Origin of the sequence: Vibrio sp. MED222, assembly GCF_000153005.1 — a bacterium.
GTDB classification, from domain to species: domain Bacteria; phylum Pseudomonadota; class Gammaproteobacteria; order Enterobacterales; family Vibrionaceae; genus Vibrio; species Vibrio tasmaniensis_A.
Genome location: NZ_CH902608.1, coordinates 20125 through 41850 on the forward strand (window position 1 = coordinate 20125; position 21726 = coordinate 41850).

Annotated in this window: 21 protein-coding genes and 1 pseudogene; 9 read left to right on the top strand and 13 right to left on the bottom strand. The window is 43.9% G+C overall.

All coding sequences use genetic code 11. The features are described from left to right. Window positions 1–98: 98 nt before the first annotated feature. From lpoB to hinT, 4 genes are all read right to left on the bottom strand, one after another. Window positions 99–689 (bottom strand): penicillin-binding protein activator LpoB, encoded by a 591-nt coding sequence (lpoB, locus tag MED222_RS10490; RefSeq protein WP_009847157.1) that lies wholly within the window; start codon window positions 687–689, stop codon window positions 99–101. A gap of 139 nt (window positions 690–828) precedes the next feature. Then, window positions 829–1212 (bottom strand): YcfL family protein, encoded by a 384-nt coding sequence (locus MED222_RS10485; RefSeq protein ID WP_009847158.1) that lies wholly within the window; start codon window positions 1210–1212, stop codon window positions 829–831. Beyond that, window positions 1212–2603: a COG3014 family protein gene (locus tag MED222_RS10480; RefSeq protein WP_009847159.1), complete on the bottom strand. Its 1392-nt coding sequence runs from the start codon at window positions 2601–2603 to the stop codon at window positions 1212–1214. Before MED222_RS10480 ends, MED222_RS10485 begins: the two co-directional genes overlap by 1 nt. A gap of 228 nt (window positions 2604–2831) precedes the next feature. Then, window positions 2832–3182 carry a purine nucleoside phosphoramidase gene (gene hinT, locus MED222_RS10475; RefSeq protein WP_009847160.1) on the bottom strand — a complete coding sequence of 117 codons (351 nt, stop codon included), beginning with the start codon at window positions 3180–3182 and terminating at the stop codon, window positions 2832–2834. A 275-nt stretch (window positions 3183–3457) separates the two neighbouring features. On the opposite strand from hinT, the gene MED222_RS10470 reads away from it, so the two are divergent. Next, window positions 3458–5449 carry a methyl-accepting chemotaxis protein gene (locus MED222_RS10470; protein WP_009847161.1) on the top strand — a complete coding sequence of 664 codons (1992 nt, stop codon included), beginning with the start codon at window positions 3458–3460 and terminating at the stop codon, window positions 5447–5449. Between the two features lie 196 nt (window positions 5450–5645). Next, window positions 5646–6812, top strand: coding sequence for a DUF1887 family protein (locus MED222_RS10465; protein ID WP_009847162.1), 1167 nt, complete (start codon window positions 5646–5648; stop codon window positions 6810–6812). A 327-nt stretch (window positions 6813–7139) separates the two neighbouring features. Here the strand turns inward: MED222_RS10465 and udp are convergent, their stop codons facing one another. The 4 genes from udp to MED222_RS10445 form a co-directional block, all read right to left on the bottom strand. Further along, on the bottom strand, window positions 7140–7898 hold the full coding sequence (gene udp / locus MED222_RS10460; protein WP_009847163.1) for a uridine phosphorylase: 759 nt from the start codon (window positions 7896–7898) through the stop codon (window positions 7140–7142). Between the two features lie 313 nt (window positions 7899–8211). Further along, the gene (locus MED222_RS10455; RefSeq protein ID WP_009847164.1) at window positions 8212–10569 is read right to left on the bottom strand and encodes a zinc/cadmium/mercury/lead-transporting ATPase; all 2358 of its coding nucleotides are present in this window, start codon (window positions 10567–10569) and stop codon (window positions 8212–8214) included. Window positions 10570–10740: 171 nt separating this feature from the next. After that, window positions 10741–12204, bottom strand: coding sequence for an MATE family efflux transporter (locus MED222_RS10450; RefSeq protein WP_009847165.1), 1464 nt, complete (start codon window positions 12202–12204; stop codon window positions 10741–10743). A gap of 188 nt (window positions 12205–12392) precedes the next feature. Next, window positions 12393–12809: a CBS domain-containing protein gene (locus MED222_RS10445; RefSeq protein ID WP_009847166.1), complete on the bottom strand. Its 417-nt coding sequence runs from the start codon at window positions 12807–12809 to the stop codon at window positions 12393–12395. Between the two features lie 286 nt (window positions 12810–13095). Between MED222_RS10445 and MED222_RS10440 the strand changes: the two genes are divergently transcribed. Beyond that, entirely contained in the window at window positions 13096–13326 is a 231-nt protein-coding gene (locus tag MED222_RS10440; protein WP_009847167.1) for a hypothetical protein, read from the top strand. A 238-nt stretch (window positions 13327–13564) separates the two neighbouring features. Here the strand turns inward: MED222_RS10440 and MED222_RS10435 are convergent, their stop codons facing one another. Further along, window positions 13565–14551 (bottom strand): glycosyl transferase family protein, encoded by a 987-nt coding sequence (locus MED222_RS10435; RefSeq protein WP_083784092.1) that lies wholly within the window; start codon window positions 14549–14551, stop codon window positions 13565–13567. A 167-nt stretch (window positions 14552–14718) separates the two neighbouring features. On the opposite strand from MED222_RS10435, the gene MED222_RS10430 reads away from it, so the two are divergent. From MED222_RS10430 to MED222_RS10410, 6 genes and pseudogenes are all read left to right on the top strand, one after another. After that, complete coding sequence (locus MED222_RS10430) at window positions 14719–15327, top strand: TetR/AcrR family transcriptional regulator (protein WP_009847169.1); 609 nt, start codon at window positions 14719–14721, stop codon at window positions 15325–15327. A 149-nt stretch (window positions 15328–15476) separates the two neighbouring features. Continuing rightward, window positions 15477–15836, top strand: a complete 360-nt coding sequence (locus MED222_RS10425; RefSeq protein ID WP_009847170.1) for a hypothetical protein — start codon at window positions 15477–15479, stop codon at window positions 15834–15836. A 91-nt stretch (window positions 15837–15927) separates the two neighbouring features. After that, a complete protein-coding gene (locus tag MED222_RS10420; protein WP_009847171.1) occupies window positions 15928–16527 on the top strand; it encodes a thiol:disulfide interchange protein DsbA/DsbL in 600 nt (199 codons plus the stop codon). Between the two features lie 228 nt (window positions 16528–16755). Then, on the top strand, window positions 16756–17250 hold the full coding sequence (locus MED222_RS10415) for a peptidylprolyl isomerase (RefSeq protein WP_009847172.1): 495 nt from the start codon (window positions 16756–16758) through the stop codon (window positions 17248–17250). Beyond that, window positions 17251–17355, top strand: a pseudogene (locus MED222_RS22840) (cytochrome b/b6 domain-containing protein); the annotation flags it as partial. It lies immediately after the preceding gene. A 17-nt stretch (window positions 17356–17372) separates the two neighbouring features. After that, window positions 17373–17801 carry a MarR family winged helix-turn-helix transcriptional regulator gene (locus MED222_RS10410; protein WP_009847173.1) on the top strand — a complete coding sequence of 143 codons (429 nt, stop codon included), beginning with the start codon at window positions 17373–17375 and terminating at the stop codon, window positions 17799–17801. Window positions 17802–17895: 94 nt separating this feature from the next. Here the strand turns inward: MED222_RS10410 and MED222_RS10405 are convergent, their stop codons facing one another. The 4 genes from MED222_RS10405 to MED222_RS10390 all read right to left on the bottom strand — a co-directional run bounded on the left by MED222_RS10405 (window position 17896) and on the right by MED222_RS10390 (window position 21509). Further along, window positions 17896–18756: a DMT family transporter gene (locus MED222_RS10405; protein WP_009847174.1), complete on the bottom strand. Its 861-nt coding sequence runs from the start codon at window positions 18754–18756 to the stop codon at window positions 17896–17898. A 110-nt stretch (window positions 18757–18866) separates the two neighbouring features. Next, window positions 18867–19964, bottom strand: a complete 1098-nt coding sequence (locus MED222_RS10400) for an alkene reductase (protein WP_009847175.1) — start codon at window positions 19962–19964, stop codon at window positions 18867–18869. A gap of 14 nt (window positions 19965–19978) precedes the next feature. Further along, complete coding sequence (gloA, locus tag MED222_RS10395; protein ID WP_009847176.1) at window positions 19979–20356, bottom strand: lactoylglutathione lyase; 378 nt, start codon at window positions 20354–20356, stop codon at window positions 19979–19981. Between the two features lie 217 nt (window positions 20357–20573). After that, the gene (locus MED222_RS10390) at window positions 20574–21509 is read right to left on the bottom strand and encodes a LysR family transcriptional regulator (protein WP_009847177.1); all 936 of its coding nucleotides are present in this window, start codon (window positions 21507–21509) and stop codon (window positions 20574–20576) included. Between the last annotated feature and the right edge of the window lie 217 nt (window positions 21510–21726).

Below are 21726 nucleotides of genomic sequence, written 5' to 3' on the forward strand. Positions count from 1 at the left end.
AAAAAGGCACTGACCAAAAGCCAGTGCCTCTTCATTAATACCAATCACAGCAAATAACATGTACTGCGTTGAGGCATGACTAAGCCAAGTAAACTTAATTAAAAGCCCAGCAAGCTCTTAGATTGTTGCTTACGGATTTCAGTCTCGTCAGCCCATTCAATCAAGCCAGACTCAAGATCCATTAGGCGCATGGTCATTTTGTAGTATACGTCTTCGTCGCTGCCCGCTTTCTTAACGATGCTTGATAGGTTGCCGTACAACATGTACTGAGCACCAACCATTTTACCAAATTGGATTGCTGAGCTTTGATTTACAAGCTCATCGTTATTTTGGAAATTCAATTGTTCACGAACAGACTCTACACGGTCCATATCAACGAAACGGAACTTACCAGAGTTCAGCATTTTAGTACTGATGGTATCAGTGATTGACTCAGTATCGATGTGCTCACTTGTTTTGTTCTTGATTCGCTCTACGAACACGATTGGACGTTGCTCACGAGTAATATAAGACACAGAACCAGACGCCATCATGCTATCGACCATTTCGCCCGCAATCGTTTGAAGGTCAGTTGAACCGAAATCGATTGTCGTGGTTTCTACTGATTGTGCATCACCGTAGCTTACCTTGTTTGAACAACCGCCTAAAATAACCGCTAAACCTAGTAGCGCAATGACACTCTTTTTCATTTTGTTTCCTTAACTAATCACTAAGCGGGGTTACCCACTCTCTTAAATTTTTGTATTTTCGAATCCTTAGACCCGTTCTATCTCGTCTTTGCTATAAAGCTTGGAACCACTCTAAATATGAGCGGTTCCAAACGAAAGTTTACTGCTCTCTGAACTGAACTCTGAACTGAGTCGCTTTCGGATTTACCGACACTTCCGACAACGAAATACTTTCAAAGCCACGAACAATTGCTTGCTTCCAAGGGCCTTGCTTTAGGTTGACCTCAAGACCAGCATCGTCGTACCAGTAAAAGCGATAAAGGATATGTTGATCGCCTTTATAGTTACTGTTTAAACGCACGATTCCTCGCGTATGACCGTCGACGAGGTCAGTTCGGATATCTTCAACCTGTAAGCGGCTACCCAATACCTTATCACCAAAGAAAACGTTCTGAGTTTGACTATCTACCCTTACGCCAGCTGTATTATCAGCACAACCAGCCAGAGCCATAACCGCTGCTAAGCTCACTAACCACTTTTTCATTACAGCCTCCCTAGCTGTTTATGCCACATTGTTGCATTGTTTCCTTGTCGAGAAATCCACACCAAAGTGGTCTGCCCTTCTCGAATATCAAAGTCATACGTTTTAGCGCCCGCTTCTAACGTATATTGACCACTGTTTGCTACAAACGTGCTGGTCTTTATTTCCGCAGGCAAAGATTGCCAGCTTCGAGTGTCTGGTTGTTCCGTGAATGCATTCCAGACATTGAACAAAATGTTACCGACATCGTTACCTTGAGTTGCTTCTTTACGGATGCGATCTTTCGCGACCACACGTAACGCTTGGCGAATAACAATGCTCGTCATACGTTCAGATAAATCATTCTGCGCCATCGCATTCACATCCGTAATCAAATGCTCAGACAACGGTTGCCCACTGATTCGTAGCGCAGAAAAACGTTCTACGTTTTGGCGCGGGTAATATGGCAGCGCCAGAGAATATATTGCGCCCTGATCGCGACTGTCATAAATAGGCAAATCTAATCGCCAACTGTCCATCGCTTGAACTGCACTTTGTTCTTGAAGCACAATTACTCGCCCTTCGCTTGCCCCTAACTTAGATGACTGTTTGTAGCGCTTTTTCAGTGTTGCTAAATCTTGTCGCATGCCTAAGCGAGCAGCTGTTGCCATGGTTCTATCGATGATTTCTTGGTTATCAGGCATGATGGCCAAAGCACGTCGATAGTCCACATAAGCGCTGTTCAGATCGTTAGATGCTTCGTAAAGCAGGCCAGACAAAAACATCAGATACGCATTTTGCACAGATTGCAGCTTTTTACCCGCATCAGGATAATTCGCAAGAATACTACCCACGTTGGCAGACAACCCTTGAGATTTTGCGTCGCTAGCAGCACTTTCTAACTCAGCTTCACGTTGTTTCTTGGCTTGTTCCTGAACTTGGTTAGCGCGACGCATTTCGATCACCGCACCTTCTAAGTCGTTTTTCTTTAAATAATTCAAACCAAGATATAAATGCAGAAAACCCAACTCATAGTCAGCAGGCACATACTCGGTAATATTGTCATTCACAGCCAACGCGCCGACACTGGTTGCACTGTCTGATACAGAGATCACCGCTTTACTTTGCTGATCTTTTACTGCCTGATCGGCCAGTTCGAGCGACGACTTACTCTCAGGATATTTTTGATCAAGTAGATTAATTCTACCTTTTTCAAAGTTATCAAGAATGTCACCTGCTACGTAATCTGGTAACTCTTGTTGAGCCGTTGAATAATCCCCAGACTTGACTGCTTGGTAAATTTCTTTGTTTTGCGCGCTGTAATGACTGAACAGGCTCCCTGCCGACATATTCGCACAACCCGCTGTCAACGCCGATAACAGGGCAATGGAAGCGAATCTAAACTGGTGCTTCACTTATCGTCTCCGTGCATGTTTAAAATGCCAACTTTGTTAAAAGGATCTTAAGCAAGTGGATACCTTGCTTTTTAGGCTCTACCTAATCGATGCCGATATTCAGACAACAGATAAAAATAAAAGTTGGCATACAAACAACAAATTTTCCAACTCGCTGTTTATGTTAATTAACCATTAACTTGTATTAACGAGATCATTAACTGTTTCGTTAGCTTATTAGCCTTTTAATTAACTCATTAAAAGCGGGCCAAGCGGGCGGCCACCAACCAAATGCATGTGAATATGGTAAACCTCTTGGCCACCGTGAGAATTGCAATTCACAATAAGACGATAGCCGTCTTCTGCAATGCCTTCTTCTTTTGCTAACTTACGAGCAACAGTAAACATACGTCCCATCATTGCTTCATCTTCCGCTTCAACATCATTCGTTGTTGGAATCAGCTTGTTAGGAATAATTAGAATATGACTAGGAGCACGAGGGTTAATATCGCGAAATGCGGTTACTAAATCGTCTTGGTATAGTAGATCTGCTGGGATTTCTTTATTGATGATCTTACTAAAAATGGTTTCTTCAGCCATGTGTCTCTCCGATAAAACATTTATTTTTTAATGCTTTGAGTATGCGCTATGCCGCATCAAACCACAATAAACCTGCTTTAAAGCATAATAAAAAACACCGTTCAAATCAAAAAAAACACGCCTTACCTCTCAAGAACGGCATATTGGCTAGGACAAAGGACTATTTTTGACGTGTGCGTCATAAAATGCGTAAGCCGAGCTCAATAGAATCCTGATAATTTTGTTAGTTTTGTTTTGACCTGGTATTAGGTCCACATTTATTTAGGGAGAAAGTCATGAAGGGATCTGTGATCAAGCGTATGTACGCTGGTTTCGCACTGATCATCATCATGTTCGCAGTCACGATAACCATCATGATGAGCAGCATGAATCAGATACATAGCAATTTTGAGAGCGTCTCAAAAGTCTCATTGCCGCTGGTTGCGCTTTCAAACCAAACAAGTGTCCAATTACTTTCCGCTGACAAGTCATTTAAAGACTTCTTAACCACACAAAATTCTGAGCGTATGTCTGCAATGCGTACAGAGTTTGCTGCATCACAAAACGCTTTTTCTGAAGTTCTAGGTAGCCTAGAAACAGCAAGCCAAGACAATACCTCGCTCACTGAGCGCATCACGCAATTAAGAGCGATGGAAGAACGTTACTTCACCGAAGCAGATGAAGCGATGAACAATTATATCGCTATGTTTGAGGCGCAAGAGCAAGTACAAAAAGCATCACGTGATTTCCAACGCTTACATTCAGAATTGACCGTTGGCATGAAAGAGTACGTTGCCGACCAAAAAAGCATCTCTGTAAAAGTGATGGCAAAGAGCTACTTTATTAAACTACAAGACGCCGAGGTGATTACCTCTGATGCACTAGCAAGTTCTGATGTTGCCTTCGTACAAAAAGCCGTCAACCAAAACAAAAAGGCCGTTACCCACCTAAACTACGCGTACCGTGGCTTAGCGACACAATTGCCTGCGATAAAAAATGTTTTCGATGAATCGGTTAAAAACTTCACCAAAGACGTGGGACAAAAAGGCGGTGTTTTAGATAAACATAATAACTATCTGAAAGCGAAAGAAGCCTTGTACATCAACATTGCTAATCTAGCCGTTGAAGTCGACCAAGCAATGGCGGTACTGGATTCTTTCAACGTCACAGCGGAAGAGCAACTCAACTCATCATTAGCAGATGCGAGCAGCATCTACGACAACGGTCTATTCAAAGCGATTGCAATTGGCATTGTTGTCACCGTATTCGCTGCAGCAATTGGTTACCACATTGCACATAGTGTAAGAGAGCCACTAACGCGTATCCTCGGTACATTAGAAGGCCTGACTGAAGGAGATATGACTCAGCGTATCGATATTCGATACGACAACGAATTCAGCCGAGTAAGCCGTCACATCAATACCTTAGCCGACAACCTGCACAATATTCTGGTGAAACTGAATGACGCTTCAGATGACCTAACCAATACTGCAAGCGTAAACCAAAAAACCTCTTCTGAGACACAGGCTCAATTGAACAGCCAGCGTGAACAAACAGCAACTGTCGCAACGGCAATGACACAAATGTCTCACTCTGTACAAGAAGTAGCAAACAGCGCGCAAAGCTCGTTAACTATGGTTCAACAAGTAGAATCGGCTTCTGAATCAGGTCGTCAGGTCATGAACACCAACATCAGTACCATTAATCAACTTGAGGTGCGCCTGACTGAATCCGTGGGTGCTGTAGGCGAGCTACAACAAATGAGTAGCCAGATTGGCTCTATCCTCGATGTTATTCGTGGTATTGCAGATCAAACCAACCTACTTGCACTCAACGCAGCAATCGAAGCCGCGCGCGCAGGTGAACAAGGCCGTGGATTTGCTGTAGTTGCAGATGAAGTCCGAGTACTGGCACAAAAGACAACTCAATCGACGTCTGAAATTGAGACCATGATCAGTAACCTACAATCAAGTTCTAAAACAGCAAGCAATGTGATTGAAAGCTGCATGAGCGATATGGATATGTCGGTTCAACAAGCTTCAAGTGCTAATAGTGCTATGGAAGAAATTCAGGCATTGATTCTAGAAATCAGTCGAATGAGTACGCACATTTCTCAAGCCGCGGCTGAGCAGAGTGAAACTTCGGGTGATATCGCGCGTAACATTGAAGACATCAACCAGATTGCTGATAAGAGTTATCAAGCGATGTCATCAATTGCAGAGGCAAGCCAAAACCTAACAATTCTGGCAAACCAGCAAGGCGATTTAGTTCATCAATTCAAGCTATAAGTAAACGAAGAACCAATAGATATTCACCTGAAATGTTGGGATATCTCACCCAATAGTGATAACTAATTGAACAAGGGCAACTTTTATCAAGGGTTGCCCTTGTTTTTTATGAGCTTTGTCATTATATGATTATAAAGGCTTGCTGCTTCCCGTTTTTCTTTCACCTTTATGAGCGAGCCGCTATTAAGGAATTTATATGGCTGTTCATGTTGGCATTATCGATCAAGACCCCATTCGGTTGATCACCCCACTACTCGACAACCGAACGATCAGCACTCACATCGTGTTCATCGGTGACAAAAATCAAATCAGTATCTATCAACGCTTAGACAGCGTTTTGCAGAAGCGTGATATTACGAGTGAATTTTTCGAGATTCCAACTATCGTAAACACCTCTGCAATTAAAGAATCGATCCAAAACCTTGCAGAAGACTTAAAAGCTCGGGGACAAGAAGTGAAGCTCAACGCAAGTTGTGGCCTTCGTCACCGCCTACTGTCTGTCTACGAAGTATTTCGTACTTACCACTGGCCAATCTTTGTTGTTGAACCAAACAGTGACAAACTGTGCTGGCTTTACCCGAATGGTAAAGAAGACGCACAAGTTCAAGACCGCATCACTATCGATGACTACTTAACGGTATTCGGTGCTCGTGGTGAATTCAGCGATGTACAACTGTCTCCGCAACTTGACCAAAAACTTTATGAACTGGGTGAGCGTTGGGCAAGTAACGCATTAGAATTAGGCCCAGGCCTTGCTACATTGAACTACCTTGCAACGACCTGCCGTAAAGAACAGAGACTTGATGTGGGTTTGTCTGAGAAGCAACAAGGTTATCGCGAGCTGAACATGCTGTTGAGCGATTTGGTTGAAGCTAAGATTGCCACTTATGACAATGGTATTTTGACGTTTGCCAATGAAGACGCGCGACGCTTCTCAAACGGCGAATGGCTTGAGACATTGGTTCATAGCACCGTTAAGCAGATCCAAGATGACATGCCGACCATTCAAGATCGCTCTTTGAATGTTCAGGTTTATCGTCAGCTCGGTGAGCGCGAAGTTCGTAATGAGCTTGATGTTGCTTCTGTAGTGAACAATAAGCTGCACATCATCGAGTGTAAGACCAAAGGTATGCGAGATGATGGCGATGATACCTTGTACAAGCTGGAATCGCTCAGAGACCTGCTAGGTGGCCTACAGGCCCGTGCAATGTTGGTGAGCTTCCGCCCTCTTCGTCATAATGACATCACACGAGCAGAAGATCTTGGCCTAGCATTGATTGGCCCTGACGAATTAAAAGATCTTAAAACACATCTCGCGGCATGGTTTACCGCTGCCGGTGGTGATGAAGATTTAGAGTGCTAATTTAAGAAACTCGAACATATCGAATTCTCAAAAAACAAAAAGGCGAATGACCACTTAAGTCACTCGCCTTTTTTGTACCCGTAACGATTATGCCAATCGTAGTAAATGACTTATATCCACTACCCCGCCCGTATTAACAAGGTCTAAACTTTACAGCATCTAGATGTTCACAAGGTTTAGAGCTCACAAGGTCTACGTTTGCAAAGTCTAAAGCTCGCAAGGTAAAAAGCTCAAAGGACTTGTAAACAAGCAAAAAAATGGCCACATCATTCGATGTGGCCATTTTCAAAATTTGAAGTCGTTTTAAGACTTAAAGCACTTGAAAACTTAAAGCATTTTACGAGCAGCTTCTACAACCACTTTGATTGAGCGCGCTTCCGTTACTTTTAGTGTCTCGTGATCAGGTATCTCTTTTTGAGTACGGTTGATGATCACACCAGCAACACAACCTGCTTTCAAACCAGAACTTGCACACATTGTTAGTAGCGTTGCAGATTCCATTTCGAAGTTAAGAACACCCATGTCTTGCCATTCTTGCATAGAACCTTGGAAACGCTTAACCACGCGACCAGAGAACGTGTCGTAGCGCTCTTGACCTGGGTAGAAAGTGTCACTTGAAGCGGTTACGCCCATGTGAACTGCTGCGCCTGATTCTTCAACTGCTGCTTTCATTGCTGTAGCAACTTCGAAATCAGCAACTGCTGGGAACTCCATAGGAGCGAAGTGCAGGCTAGCGCCGTCTAGACGAACAGAACCCGTAGAAACAATCATGTCACCCACGTTTACGTGAGGTTGGATCGCACCAGTAGTCCCAACACGTAGGAAAGTACGAACACCAAGCTGAGCAAGCTCTTCAACTGCGATAGAAGTAGATGGGCCGCCGATACCTGTTGAACATACAACAACTGGCTTACCGTCTAGCTCTGCGCGGTAAAGCGTGTATTCACGGTGACTCGCAAGAAATACGGGATTCTCCATCTCTTCTGCAATTTTTTGCACACGAGCAGGATCACCAGGAATGATCGCAAGAGTAGCACCGTTAAGATCTGCTTCAGTAACACCTAAGTGGAAAACAGCTTGAGACATAGTTCGCTCCTTTTGGCTTATTGGGCTTTTTACCCTTATTTAAGCTCATAGTAAATTCGTGGGGTACGAACACACTCTAACCAAGCTCATAATGAAATGAAGTGACGAACATCACACCAATGATCGCAACAATATTTCAGGTTTCACGAAAAACCGATTGGCATCACAAAAATAAGCAATCCGAACGGCTGCGTTGCATACTAATGAGACAAAAAACGCCTTTAACGTATGACCGCTAAAGGCGCTTTTATGCGAGATGCTTCTTATATAAGACGCTTTTAAAATTAAGAGTGTCTATGTCTGAGAGCTGAACTTAATCCGCTTTAGACTTGAATCGAAGCAGGCGCAGTGCGTTGAGTGTCACCAGAGCTGTCGCGCCACTATCTGCAAGAACGGCAACCCAAAGCCCGGTAATACCAAGCAAACTGGTCACCAAGAACACACCTTTCAAACCGAGCGCTAGTGCTACGTTTTGACGAATGTTATTCATAGTCGCTTGCGACAATTCAATCATCGCGGGCAGCTCAGTTAAACGGTTGTGAGTCAGTGCTGAATCTGCCGTTTCAAGCGCAACATCAGTACCACCACCCATAGCAATACCGACATTCGCCGTTTTCATTGCTGGCGCATCGTTGATGCCATCACCGACCATAGCAACATGTGACTGTTGAGATAACTCTTCAACATAAGACACCTTGTCACTTGGAAGCAGGCTCGCTTTATATTGCATACCAATTTTGCTGCTGATCGCTGCTGCGCTTCGTGGGTTATCCCCTGTGAGCATGATTGATTGAATACCCAAGTCATTAAGTCGTTCAATCGCAAGCTTAGCGTCACTACGTAACGTATCTTGCCAAGCAATCAAACCAATCACAGTCGTAGCTTGTTCTGTTGACTCTTCTAGATCTTTAAGCTCAAGAGCAACCACAACCGTCTTGCCCTCGCCTTCTAATGCTTCTACCTGAGAAACCACATCGGGTCCAAGAGCGAACGTGACTTTAGACGGTGATAAAACCTGATACTTAACACCATCGACATCGCCTTCAACACCGCTACCAATGAGCGCTTTCTTGTTGTGTGACTCAGGGATCTCAACATTCAGCTCTTTAACTTTAGCGACAAGCGATTGCGCCAAAGGATGAGTCGAACCAACTTCAATCGCCCCAACTACACGAAGCATCACGTCTTGTTTCCAACCTGATAGAGGTTGAATATCCGTAACCTGAGGCTTACCTTCAGTCAGCGTACCTGTCTTATCAAAGGCAATCGTTTGAATTTTCCCTAACTGCTCGAGTGCCGCGCCGCCTTTAATTAATGCGCCACGTTTCGCTGCGGCTGCTAAACCAGAAGTAATTGCAGCAGGTGTCGAGATAACCAACGCACACGGACAAGCAATCAACAATAGAGCTAGACCTCGGTAAACCCAGGTTTCCCAAGGCTGCGCGAACAGCAATGGTGGGGTGATGATGACCAACAGAGCCACCAACATCATTAGTGGTGTGTACCAGCGGCTAAACTTATCGAGGAAACGTTCAAGCGGTGCTTTACGAGATTCTGCTTCTTCAATCAAGTGAAGAATACGGTCAATCGCGTTCTCACCCTGTTTTGACGTGATGGTGATACGAACGACTTTATCGACCACCACAGCACCAGCCATAATGCTGTTGCCTTCGATATGTTCGACAGGAACAGACTCACCCGTTAGCGCACTTTCATCAAAGCTCGCAGCGTCGGTAATAAGTTGACCATCAGCAGGTAAACGAGAACCCGCCGCCACTTCAATCACGTCACCAGGAGCAAGTTCACTTACTGCAACGTCAACACGTTCGCCGTTGATAATCTTGGTGGCATTTTCTGGCACCAATGCCATTAAGGCTTGAACACCACTTCTTGCTCTTGATGAAGCAAATGCCTCTAGACGCTCACCAATCAAAAACAGTAACAGAACCATCGCAGCTTCAGCTGTTTCGCCAAGGTATAAAGCACCGAGCGCGGCAACACTCATTAAGGTTTCGATTGCAAACGGCGTACCTGAACGTGCCAATTGAACTGCTTTCTTGGCCACTGGATACAAACCAAGCAAACAGGTTACGGTAAACAAACCTTCACTTAGTTGAGGAGAAGTACTTTTCAACAGTGCTGCGAAGAGCATTGCGGCTGCAATCGCTATAATTTGTAAATTAGGTTGGATATGAGCTTGCCAAAAAGTCTCGGGGTGCTGTTTTTCTTTTTTAGAACCAACTTCCGAAAGAGGGAAGCCCGTTTTGATAGAGACCTGTTCAATGGTGTCGGCAAGACTTTCATTGTCGAATTTCACAACTAGCTTTTCGGTGGCAAAGAGAACTTTGGCTTGAATAACACCTTCAATGTTACTAACAGCTTTCTCTATTTTTTTAGCACAAGCTGGGCAGTCCATTCCTGAGACCAACCAACTTTTAGAAAATTGGGCATTTAAAGTTTGAGTAGAGGACTGACTGTCTTCTTCTCCACTGTCTGAACCACAACAATCATCTCCTGACGATGAAGACGCAGTAGCAGAAGAGCTGCAACATGAAGATGAAGTACCTGCTGCGGTAATGCTTGAAATTTTAGGGCTAGAGCAACTTGCTCCAGTCGCTTGTGGTTGAACGTCCACTTTTGTTGAGCGGCACGCTGCGTGTTTTGCGCACATAATGTATCTCCTTAATACTCAAAAGCCTTGAGGTTATTGCTCACTCATGAGCAACAGAACCTTAAGTACAACAAAAGTATAAACCTTGGAGACTACTCCAAGGTCAAGAACAAATTGTCCAAAACCAAGAAGAAATTTACAAACCAACTAATCTATATTGGAGTGTCGCTGTTATTGCGACTTGAGCTCTTTACACTCTTCTCTGTTCGCCGATACATCATCAATAAGAACTGCATCATGTGAACAGAATGGTTGTGTATTCAAGCTGACTATCGACACATCGTCTTCTACAGGATCAACTTGGGAACCTTGCATAAGCTCGGCAATATGATAGCGAAGCACTAGGGTACCGAGTATTCCGAACAAAACATTGCCCAAGGCTTGCCCATACAGCACACCCAATGCGCCATACCATTGCGAGCCTAAGTAAACGAACGGCAATGTACCGAGAGTGGCTTTACCCAGATTCAGTGCTGTCGAGTAAAGCGGTTTACCTAAGTTATTAAAAGACGTGTTGGCAACAAACAGTGCGCCGTTGAAGGTGAAGGTCAACGCTACATAGGTACAGAATGCGGCAACAATAATTGCTGCATCACCTTGTAGACTAAAGCCTTGGATCACATAGTCTTGGACAAAGTATAAGAGAATACAAACGGCGATGGTGTACGCCGTAGTAACCAACAATGAGTTGTTGAGTGTTTCTTTTACTCTATCCATTCGTTCTGCACCAAAGTTTTGCCCAATGATAGGGCCCACAGCGCCAGACAAAGCAAAGATAACCGCAAAACAAACCGGCGTCAGACGACCTATCACAGCAAAGCCCGCGACAAAATCCTCTCCGTATTGTGCAATCCCCGTCGTTACAATCGCATTACCGATAGGCGTTGCGGTATTGGTGATAATAGCAGGCAGCGCAATAGCCAATATTGGTCGAATATTAATGCGCCATTGTACAAGAGAAGGGGGAGCCACCAGTTGGTGACTGCGAATCAAAGGGTAAAGCGAGAAAAAGAGCACCGAAAAACGAGCAAAGACAGAAGCGATAGCCGCCCCTTCGATGTTCCAACCAAAACCAAAAATAAACAAAGGGTCGAGAATCGCGTTAACAATACCGCCCGACAAGGTCGCCCACATCGAACGTTTGGCATCACCTGCAGCTCTCAAGCCTGCACCCGCAGCCATCGCTAGCGCTAGAAATGGCCCGCTTGGCAATAAGATTTGCAGGTAAGCTTGCGCCCGCTCTGCGGCAACCCCCTTTGCACCAATCGCAGCAAGTAGCTCTGGGATATAGGCGAACATCACCGCAGTAATCGTCAAACTGATGACAAAAGCAGTCAGCATAATACTAGTAGCGAGGTTTCGAGCGTGTTCTTGATTCTTTGAACCAATAGCTTTGGAAACCAACGCACCCATAGCAATAGAAGTACCGATCGAAACGGAGGTAGAGAAAAATGTCAGTGTGCCTGCAAAACCAACAGCCGCGGCCAATTCGACTTGTCCCAACATACTGATGAACAACATATCGAGTAAATCGACCACGAATAACGCCATCAAACCAACAGAGCCAGCCCCCGACATCACCAATATGTGGCGCATCGTTGAACCTTCTACAAACTTCGCAGTTTGATTTGACATGAAACCTCCAAAAGTTGGAACACCACAAAATAAAGCTCTATAAGCTAGTCAGCCACAAACTAGGGATCTACAAAAAAGATCCACCAAGAAAAGCTCTACAAAGAAAAAAGGCGCTAGTGCGCCTTTTCAATTGAGGGTATTGAGAAAAATAATCGTTCTTAACACACCACTATACATGATGTTTAAAACTATACCTGATGTTTAAAGCATTCATCTAAGTTCTTGCCGATTGCTCTCAAAACATCGGTTCGAGTAATCATACCCACTAGCTTTTTGTTATCGAGTACCGGATAAGCTTTGGGTTTTCCAACTTGCATCATATCTGCCAATTCAATAATGGATAACTCAGGTGATACCGAGAGAACTTCTTGGTACATACAATCACCTACAATATGCGTGTCTTGGCAGAAATAGCTCACCTTCACTAACTTCTCGAGTAAATCTTGTTCAGAAAGGAAACCAATCACTTGTTCATTATCATCAATGACTGGACCACCCATATGATGGCTGCGCATTACTCTGTCTAACGCGAGACTTAACGGCATGTCAGGAGTGAATGTCACAACCTGCGGCGTCATGTAATCTTTCACTTTAATAGAATGCATTGCGTTCTCCCTAAAATACGTTTTGTTATCGATTTTTCTATCGTGTTACCTTAATTGTTGTCTAAAATCTTGATTTTACTAAATGGATTTCAACAATTTTATTGATAGGCAAAACCTACCAAAGCAAAAAACGAGGTAACAAAAGGCTTGCACGCATGCCTATGAAGCAAAAATTTAAACACCGCTTACAAACTCTTACCTTTGATTCCTCCCATAAGCTAGCCTGAATACATAAATACTGTAACCTTCATCACACTAATAATAAAAAGCTCAGCTTAGGTAATTTATGCAACACAACAACATGTACGCGTATGTTTATGCAGACAACGAAGGTACAGAGAACACACTTATCGCTACTGTCGACAACCAAGAAAAGCCCCTAATCTCAAGCTGTTTTAATGAGATAAAGCGCATGTCTAACTTAGCTATTGATCTTGCAGCAGAACACAACTTGAAAGTGAAACTGGTTAAATACGGAAGAGAACAAGAGATCGACTTCGACCTATTCCTAAAATAGCGCAGTCATAACGCATTTCTTGTTCGGCAAGCTTAAGCTGCATGGTCAACAGCACAGAACACCGTTGAATAACATGTTATGAGTAGGCAATCACCTTGACAATGATTGCCTACTTAATTCAACAGCGAATACCTACCACGGTAAATATACGAAAAAGGCCAGCATTCGCTGACCTTCTCATTCACGATTTCAATCGCTATACGTTATTTGCTAGCTCTTAACGACTGGCTAGTAGCTACTAACGAGTGCAATAGGCTTCCCACAAACGCGCTGCCTTTGAGTAAGCTTCAGCCTTATCGTGCGTTTCTGCGAATAAAATTGCCGTCATACTATCCACAACACTATTCGCCATCAGCTCCATCTCATCTTCCGGTGTACCCAGTACACATTCAGAAGGTAGAGGCAGCTCAGCATTCATCGTGCCTTCCCAGTAGAAAGATTCCACCTTTTCAGGAGAACTCATCCAGACAGTTTGGCTTACCTTGGGGTTGTATTCTGATTCGCCATTCATGCCTTTAAATGAAATCACCGAGTGGGATTTATTGCCAATCACATGCTCAACTTCTGCATGAAGCTGTGGGAATCCAGGGTGAAAGCTGCCACGCAAGCCTAAACGTCCACCACCAGGGTTCAATGCACGAACAACGGTATTAATCGGAGTTCTCAGTCCATAACGATGTTTCCAACCAATCATAGTTTGAGCTTGTGGGGCGAAGTTCGCCAAAGGCAAGTAAGCAATACCATCGGCTTCTAGAATCTGCTTTGCGTCTTGCGGATCTTGCGCGCTGCGAACGCCGACACATTCTAAATGCGTTTCGGCATGCGTACGACCACTGGGTTTGTCCATGTAGCCATGCATTAATACTTTATAGCCGTTGTCAGCTAGAATTTTTGCTGCCAACAGGTTCCAAGGCTTTCCACTGCCGTTGTCGTTACGCTTACCTGCATAACACGGCCAATCGATATCAGCACCTAAGTCTGGCACTCGAGATTGAAACGCTTTTACAAAGCCTGCGATCTCTTCATTGGTTTCATTCTGCACACGAATCAACATCAGTAGCATAGCCATTTGGTCGTCACCGACCTCTCCGCTTAAATACTCATCCATGATGCGGTAGGCTTGTTCGAACGACAAAGGCTTACGACCTCTTTCCCCTCGTCCAACTGTACGAATACACTCTAAAATACTACTCATTGATTGTTTATTCTCTTCCGTTGATATCAATAAAATTCGAATACGTTTTCGATTCTATGACACCCGCAGTTCATTGCAAAGCGATTCAGGTGCTAGCGTGCTAATTACCAAGACACTGATTGGTATTCTAAAAGTAAACTTACTGGTGTAAAATTAGAGTATGCAATGCTAACCGCGACATATTGAGTAATATCCAGATGACGGTAAAAAAAACACTAAGCCAAAGAAAACGCGAATCTATCGTGGCCGCTGCCATCGCAGAGTTTACCGAGCATGGCTATAAAGCCACCAGCATGGATAAAATATCGAGCCGCGCGGAAGTATCAAAGCGCACGGTTTACAATCACTTTGCGAGTAAAGAACTGCTACTGGATGAGATTTTAGACAGCATTTGGAGCAAAACACTCGCAGCGACTCAGTTCCCCTATCAAGCCGAACAACCGCTAGATGAACAACTTACCTCTATAGCCAACCAAGAACTTGAGCTTCTCGAGTCTGAAGGTTTCATCGACTTATCTCGCGTACTGTTCTCTGAATATTTTCATAACGCAGAACTCGCGCATCAAGCGATGGAAAAATATTCTCAAGCAGAAAGCGGCCTGACGACTTGGATCAAAGCGGCATTGGCTGATGGGCGTTTGGTTGAACTCGACCCATTGTTTGCATCCACTCAGTTTATCGCCCTGCTGAAATCTTTTGCATTTTGGCCACAGATCATTGGTCATGCGCCCTCTCCTGATAAGCAGCACAAGCAAATAATCATTAATTCCAGCGTCGAGATGTTCCTTAAACAGTACCAAGCGTAATAAAAGTTGAGCTCTGCTAAGTTTTGTTGGGTTTAATTAGAGATGCGTAAACGAGTGATGTATCATGCGCTCGTTCTACGCTTTCCTGTTTAGCGGTTGCAGAATGTGATTCATACCAACCTTAATTCGGACACAAAGACCAATATTCCATGCCAAAGTTGATAAGCAAAATTTGGGTACATGCTTTTATGCTATTCGCTATGTTAGTGGCCACCGTCAGTGTGGACAGTATCGCGAACGCCAATGCTATGCAGGTAACTCAAAATCTATCAACCTTATCGCTGAACACCGATTCCTCATTCGACACCAGTGACTCATTCCCATATTCCAGCGCGCAACCCAATGTAGAACACCACTGCTGTGGCTCTGTATGCTTACTTAAAATGCCACCGTTGATTGTGTCAGAGTATTTTGATACCCAAACTGGTTCATTGGCTTTGATCGAGAAAGAGCCTTCACACAAGGCAATCATGTCGCCACAAGCTCCTTATCGCCCTCCTATTTCTTAATTGTTTGTCCCTGTTTGGCAACGCTTGCCAACGTATTACTAATACAGCTCTATCGCTGTAAACAATGACATCCAAATTTAGGAAATAACACATGAAAAAGCTATTTAGCCTATTCGCAGCTCTGATCATGAGCGCTTCAATTAATGCCGCTCAGTTTGAAGAAGGTACTCACTACAAGATCCTCGACGTAGCGAAAGCAGATAAGCCTGTCGTTACCGAGTTCTTCTCGTTTTACTGCCCTCATTGCTACAAATTTGAAGGCGTCATTGAGTTCCTTAAACAAGATCTACCAGAATCAGCAAGCTTTCAAAAAGTGCACGTAGCGTTTATGGGAAACGACATGGCTGTGCCTATGGCAAAAGCTTACGCGACCATGATTGCACTCGACGCTGAAGACAATATGGTTCCAGCAATGTTCGCCAAAATTCACGAGAAGCAACAGACTCCAAGAAACGAAGCGGAACTGCGCCAGATCTTCATTGATAACGGTATCGATGCGAAGAAGTTTGATGCGGCCTACAACGGTTTCGCAGTTAACTCAATGCAGAAGCGTTTTGATAAGCAGTTTGATGCGAGCACATTAACTGGCGTTCCAGGCGTATTAGTTAACAACAAATACATCGTAAAACCGGATCAAATCAAGAGCTACGAAGAGTACAACCAACTGGTGAATTACCTTCTAACGCTTTAATCAAAAGCAATAATCTTTAAAACCTCCAAAGCCAGCGACCTGTTCGCTGGCTTTCTTGTCTATACGAATGAAGTGAACGCGCGATGGCACGCTCGAAGATCATTCAGATCGCCCTTGAATACACGTCAGAATCACTGTTCACTGGCATCCGTCGTTATTTCTCATATACTGCACCCTACACTACTCTGTAGTACTCAAAATATTAGTACTCGAACATTGGGCACCTTTATGATTATTCTGACCACTAACTTTGGCGACATCGAAATTGAACTTAACCTTGAGAAAGCGCCAGTAAGTTCAAAAAACTTCCTTAGATACTGCCAAGAAGGCTTCTATGAAGGCACCACATTTCACCGTGTAATTGAGGGTTTCATGATTCAAGGTGGTGGACACACTATAGACATGACAGAGAAGCCAACACACGCACCTATCGTCAATGAAGCAAATCGTGGACTAAAGAACGTGATTGGCTCAGTGGCAATGGCTCGTACAGACGCACCACACTCAGCAACGGCGCAGTTCTTTATCAACCTTGACGACAATGATTTCCTTGACCATACCGCGACCAGCAACGCAGGTTGGGGTTACGCAGTGTTTGGCAAAGTATCGGCAGGCATGGACGTGGTCAACAAGATTGCTGTCGCTCCAACGACCACTCGCTGGGGACACGAAGATGTACCTTGCGAAGATATTATGATTACCAAGGTCACGATTCGCGATTAATTCAAAATTAGCAGTCAATTCGCTTTTTTATCAAATAACGAAGCAATGTTGGTGCTAATTGCATCGGTATTAGTTACGATGACAATAGTTGTAATGTCATCGTAAGAATTAGGTACTGACGGATGTCACAAGAATTTGATAGGCAAAATAGCTTTGGTTGGATGATCAACGTGATCGCCAATAAAGCGAGCAAAGATTTCGACACAGAATTGAAAGAACATGGCTTAACCATTGCGCTCTGGCCAACCTTGATGTGCCTATGGGAAGAGGAAGGTATTACTCAGCGTGATATCGCGGCAAAGTCCAAAGTCGAGAATTCGACAACGACACGAACATTAGACAAGTTAGAAAAGCTTGAACTGGTTGAACGCAGAGCCGATCCAAACAGTCGTCGTTCTTTCAGAATCTACTTAACGGAAAAAGGGAAAGCACTCGAAGAACAACTCGTTCCAATCCCTATTCGTTTAAACAAAGAGCTAATGAACGAGTTGGACGCTAAAGAACAACAGCAGATGATCAAGCTACTTCAAAAGATGGTCGCAGCGATCTGATCTTACTGTGACCGGAGCTTACTGTTAGTACATGCTTAATGAGTTCTAAACTTGCACGAACCAACAACCAATACTCGGCCTTGCGCCGAGTGTTTTATTTTCGTCTAGACCATTTGATATAACAAAATAGCGAACCAATAATCACCGCCCCGCCAAGTAGCTTTTGCATCTCAACCGTTTCACCCAACACGCTGACACTCAATAACAATGTCCACACTGGCTCAAGAATCATGATCAATGCCGCCACTTCCATGTTCACGGAGTGCTGACCGACAGTTTGCAATAAGTAACGGATCGATGTCGCGACAACCGCTGATACGATAAACCAGAATATTAAGGTTTGAGTTATTTCAAACTCTGGTTGAGTAGTCATCGAAGCAAACGCTAACCCACTAACACCCACCACAAAAAGCTGCACGCAGATTGAAGCTATAGGTTTGATATTAGTAATCACTCGCTTATTCATCACAAAGTGAACCGAAAGCAACATCGATGCTAATAGGAAATAGATCTGACTCTGCTCGACGTGCCAGCCATTAGTTAGGGTCAGTAGCAACATACCGATAATCGCAATTGGAAATGACATCCAGAAGGCACGATTAGGCTTAACTCGAAATATAACCCAAGAGACAAACGGCGCGATGATCATGGCTAAGCTCATGATAAACGCTCCTTCCGACAAACTTTCCGTCATTGATACCGCAAATACCCATACTTGCAATGAAGCAGACAGCAACAAGCCAACGCCGCAAAGAGAAAATATCTGCTTAAGCGAAAGCTTACGAATGTGATGAATACAAAATGGCAAAAGAATCAAACTCGCGACGAAGAATCGCACACCAATGAACACTGGCCCAGGCATTTCTAACACCACCAGCTTAGATGCAATCCATCCAATCCCAGCTAACAAGGTAGCAAATAGGAGATAAAGCTCTCCGCGCATCGCTTTCATCATCTTACTTGGTCCAATAACAAAAAAAGCAACCCGACTCTGCAAGGTTGCTTTTTATAAACATTCAACAGGATCGAGATATTATCTCAATACTCTGCTTCAGGCAGCTATTTTTAGCCTGCGTATTTTGGGTAATCCGTTAAACCTTTTTCAGCACCACCAAACAATGTGTTTGGATCATGCGCTGCTAATGGGTAACCATTTTGAATACGAGCGGGTAGATCTGGGTTTGCGACGAATGGACGACCGAAACCAACCATATCAGTTACGCCTTCAGCAACCGCTTTTTCGCCGCGCTCGCTGTCGTATTTACCTGCGTAAATCAACACGCCATTGTAAGCTTTACGAACCGCTGCTTTAAACGCTATTGGCGTTTCAGGTGCGTCGTCCCAATCGACTTCTGCCAGGTGCAGATAAACAATGTTGTATAGGTTAAGTAGCACCGCCGCCGCTGTGTAAGTCTCTACTGGCGTAGCGTCAACCGTACCATTCAACGATGTGAACGGAGCAAGGCGAACACCTACACGGTCAGCACCAATCGCTTCGACCATAGCTTCAACCACTTCACCTAGGAAACGTAAACGGTTTTCAATTGAGCCACCGTATTCGTCAGTGCGGTTGTTTGCTTCAGAGTCGATGAATTGGTTAATCAAGTAACCATTCGCGGCGTGAAGTTCGATACCATCAAAGCCCGCTTCAATCGCGTTCAAAGCCGCTTGGCGGTATTGACCAACCACGTTTTTGATGTCTTCTTTCGTCATCTCACGAGGTTCAACCACATCCACAAAACCCGGCTCATCAGTGCCATTATCGATGAATACTTTTACGTTTTCTGCTTTAAGTGCAGAAGACGAAATTGGTTGTTCACCACCAATGTTGTCTGGGTGTGTTACACGGCCTACATGCCAAAGTTGAGCGAAGATAACGCCCTCTTTTTCATGTACTGCATCGGTGACTTTTTTCCAACCCGCAATCTGCTCATCAGAGTAGATACCCGGAGTCCAAGCGTAACCTTGACCCATAGGTGAAATTTGTGTGCCTTCAGCGATAATCAAACCTGCAGAAGCGCGTTGAGCGTAGTAAGCCGCCATCATATCGTTTGCTGAATTGCCAGGTTGCGTTGCGCGAGAACGCGTCATCGGTGGCATAACAATACGGTTTTTAAGCTCGATATTACCAAGTTGAATTGGTTGAAATAGTGCGTTTGTCATTGTTATATCCTCGATTAACCTAGTTGAATCAGTTCGATTTGGTAGCCGTCTGGGTCAGTAATGAAAGCAATGTGTGTTGAACCGCCTTTCACTGGACCTGCTTCGCGAGTGACGTTGCCACCTAGCGATTTGATCTTGTCGCATGCTGCGTAAATATCGTCTACACCCAATGCCAGATGACCAAACGCGCTGCCCATCTCGTACTCATTCGTATCCCAGTTGTACGTTAGCTCGATAGTCGTGCCGCCTTGTTCGTAGGCAACAAAAACCAATGTGTAGCGGTAGTCTTTGTTTTCATGGCGTTCAAGTTCCTTCATTCCCAATACCTTGGTGTAGAACTCGATAGACTTGTCTAAATCAGTAACTCGGATCATTGTGTGTAGGAATTTCATATTTCACCCTTATTAGCACCACAAGCATGGCGCCGTTATTATTTTGAGTGGAGGTTATCCACTAATCTCTGAGTGAAATAATACGATTCAGCGAGGAATTAAGGAAATTATCAAAAATTCTCAATGTGATAACTTTTTGTTATGAACTTTATGACTAGCACGAACTCAATGACACAAAAAAGGGAAGCCAATGCTTCCCTTCGAGTTAGACTCTCAATTAAAACCGCAAACGCCTATCTTTAAGCGTCTTCGACATCGCATCTGATGTACTGATGACTTGTTCTCGGAACCATTTATGAGCAGGGTCATTATTCTGCTTCTTTAACCAAATCAAATAGTGGGATATAGGCTGATATTCAAAAGGTGGTTTAAACAACTGTAAACCCAGCCTTTCTTGAAACTGGACAGCCATAGATAAAGGCACTACGGTGATGTAATCCGATTGGCTACATAGCAAGATATTACTGAACAGTGAGCGCCCGTGAAACACGATTTTACGCTTAGATAAATCCAATGATGTGTAGTGATTTAAACTGCGAACTTTCCGCCGTGTTCTATCTAATACGGCATGCTTTTCATTCATGAATTGCGCTTCGCTGATTTCACCTTGGATTCTCGGGTGATCAGCTCGACACACGATCACAAACTCCCCTTCATATAGAGTTTCACTAACGATGCTTGGATGTTCAGGTACCACAATATCGATCATTGCATCAAACTCTTGAGTCAAAAGGTCTTCGTAAATACGCTCATCACTGTCTGGTTGGTCAAAGACTTCTAGCGATAGATTTTGATTAGGAAGCGCAGCAAAACTATTGAGTAAAATCCACTGTAAGTGCTCAGGTGAAGAAATCACAAACTTACGTTCAGAGGATTGCTCATCAAAATTAGCCATCGACTGAAATACATCATTCAATTCATGAATCGGCGTTTTTATTTGTTCATACAAACTTTGAGCATAAGAAGTAGGCGTAACACCTCTTCCTTTACGAACAAAAAGCTCTTGGCCAATCTCTTTTTTTAGGCGGGCTAACGCGGTACTGATGGTCGATTGGTTGGTACTGAGTTGATCCGCAGCCTTACTTAAACTGCCCTGCTCCATCACCGCAGAAAACACAGCAAGTAGGTTGAAATTGGGGATTTCGTTGCTCATATATCATTACTCGTTAGGCGACCATAAACACCATGCTATCGTAAAAACGATTAAATATCGTCAATAAAAACATTTATTAAAGGTATAACGCATCGATTATTTTGCTAATAAATAGCATATTAACCAGACTTTACTCACACTCATCAACCCTCAATAAATCTTCATATATTGAGACAATAAAGCCCTCCCTTCTCCGTAAGCCCTTTAATAATGGGGC

What these genes read in the sequence shown, in the direction of transcription:
- lpoB (WP_009847157.1), bottom strand. Translation starts at nt 689, where the DNA reads ATGAAAAAGAGTGTCATTGCGCTACTAGGTTTAGCGGTTATTTTAGGC.
- MED222_RS10485 (WP_009847158.1), bottom strand. Translation starts at nt 1,212, where the DNA reads ATGAAAAAGTGGTTAGTGAGCTTAGCAGCGGTTATGGCTCTGGCTGGT.
- hinT (WP_009847160.1), bottom strand. Translation starts at nt 3,182, where the DNA reads ATGGCTGAAGAAACCATTTTTAGTAAGATCATCAATAAAGAAATCCCA.
- MED222_RS10470 (WP_009847161.1), top strand. Translation starts at nt 3,458, where the DNA reads ATGAAGGGATCTGTGATCAAGCGTATGTACGCTGGTTTCGCACTGATC.
- MED222_RS10465 (WP_009847162.1), top strand. Translation starts at nt 5,646, where the DNA reads ATGGCTGTTCATGTTGGCATTATCGATCAAGACCCCATTCGGTTGATC.
- udp (WP_009847163.1), bottom strand. Translation starts at nt 7,898, where the DNA reads ATGTCTCAAGCTGTTTTCCACTTAGGTGTTACTGAAGCAGATCTTAAC.
- MED222_RS10455 (WP_009847164.1), bottom strand. Translation starts at nt 10,569, where the DNA reads ATGTGCGCAAAACACGCAGCGTGCCGCTCAACAAAAGTGGACGTTCAA.
- MED222_RS10450 (WP_009847165.1), bottom strand. Translation starts at nt 12,204, where the DNA reads ATGTCAAATCAAACTGCGAAGTTTGTAGAAGGTTCAACGATGCGCCAC.
- MED222_RS10445 (WP_009847166.1), bottom strand. Translation starts at nt 12,809, where the DNA reads ATGCATTCTATTAAAGTGAAAGATTACATGACGCCGCAGGTTGTGACA.
- MED222_RS10440 (WP_009847167.1), top strand. Translation starts at nt 13,096, where the DNA reads ATGCAACACAACAACATGTACGCGTATGTTTATGCAGACAACGAAGGT.
- MED222_RS10430 (WP_009847169.1), top strand. Translation starts at nt 14,719, where the DNA reads ATGACGGTAAAAAAAACACTAAGCCAAAGAAAACGCGAATCTATCGTG.
- MED222_RS10425 (WP_009847170.1), top strand. Translation starts at nt 15,477, where the DNA reads ATGCCAAAGTTGATAAGCAAAATTTGGGTACATGCTTTTATGCTATTC.
- MED222_RS10420 (WP_009847171.1), top strand. Translation starts at nt 15,928, where the DNA reads ATGAAAAAGCTATTTAGCCTATTCGCAGCTCTGATCATGAGCGCTTCA.
- MED222_RS10415 (WP_009847172.1), top strand. Translation starts at nt 16,756, where the DNA reads ATGATTATTCTGACCACTAACTTTGGCGACATCGAAATTGAACTTAAC.
- MED222_RS10410 (WP_009847173.1), top strand. Translation starts at nt 17,373, where the DNA reads ATGTCACAAGAATTTGATAGGCAAAATAGCTTTGGTTGGATGATCAAC.
- MED222_RS10405 (WP_009847174.1), bottom strand. Translation starts at nt 18,756, where the DNA reads ATGATGAAAGCGATGCGCGGAGAGCTTTATCTCCTATTTGCTACCTTG.
- MED222_RS10400 (WP_009847175.1), bottom strand. Translation starts at nt 19,964, where the DNA reads ATGACAAACGCACTATTTCAACCAATTCAACTTGGTAATATCGAGCTT.
- gloA (WP_009847176.1), bottom strand. Translation starts at nt 20,356, where the DNA reads ATGAAATTCCTACACACAATGATCCGAGTTACTGATTTAGACAAGTCT.
- MED222_RS10390 (WP_009847177.1), bottom strand. Translation starts at nt 21,509, where the DNA reads ATGAGCAACGAAATCCCCAATTTCAACCTACTTGCTGTGTTTTCTGCG.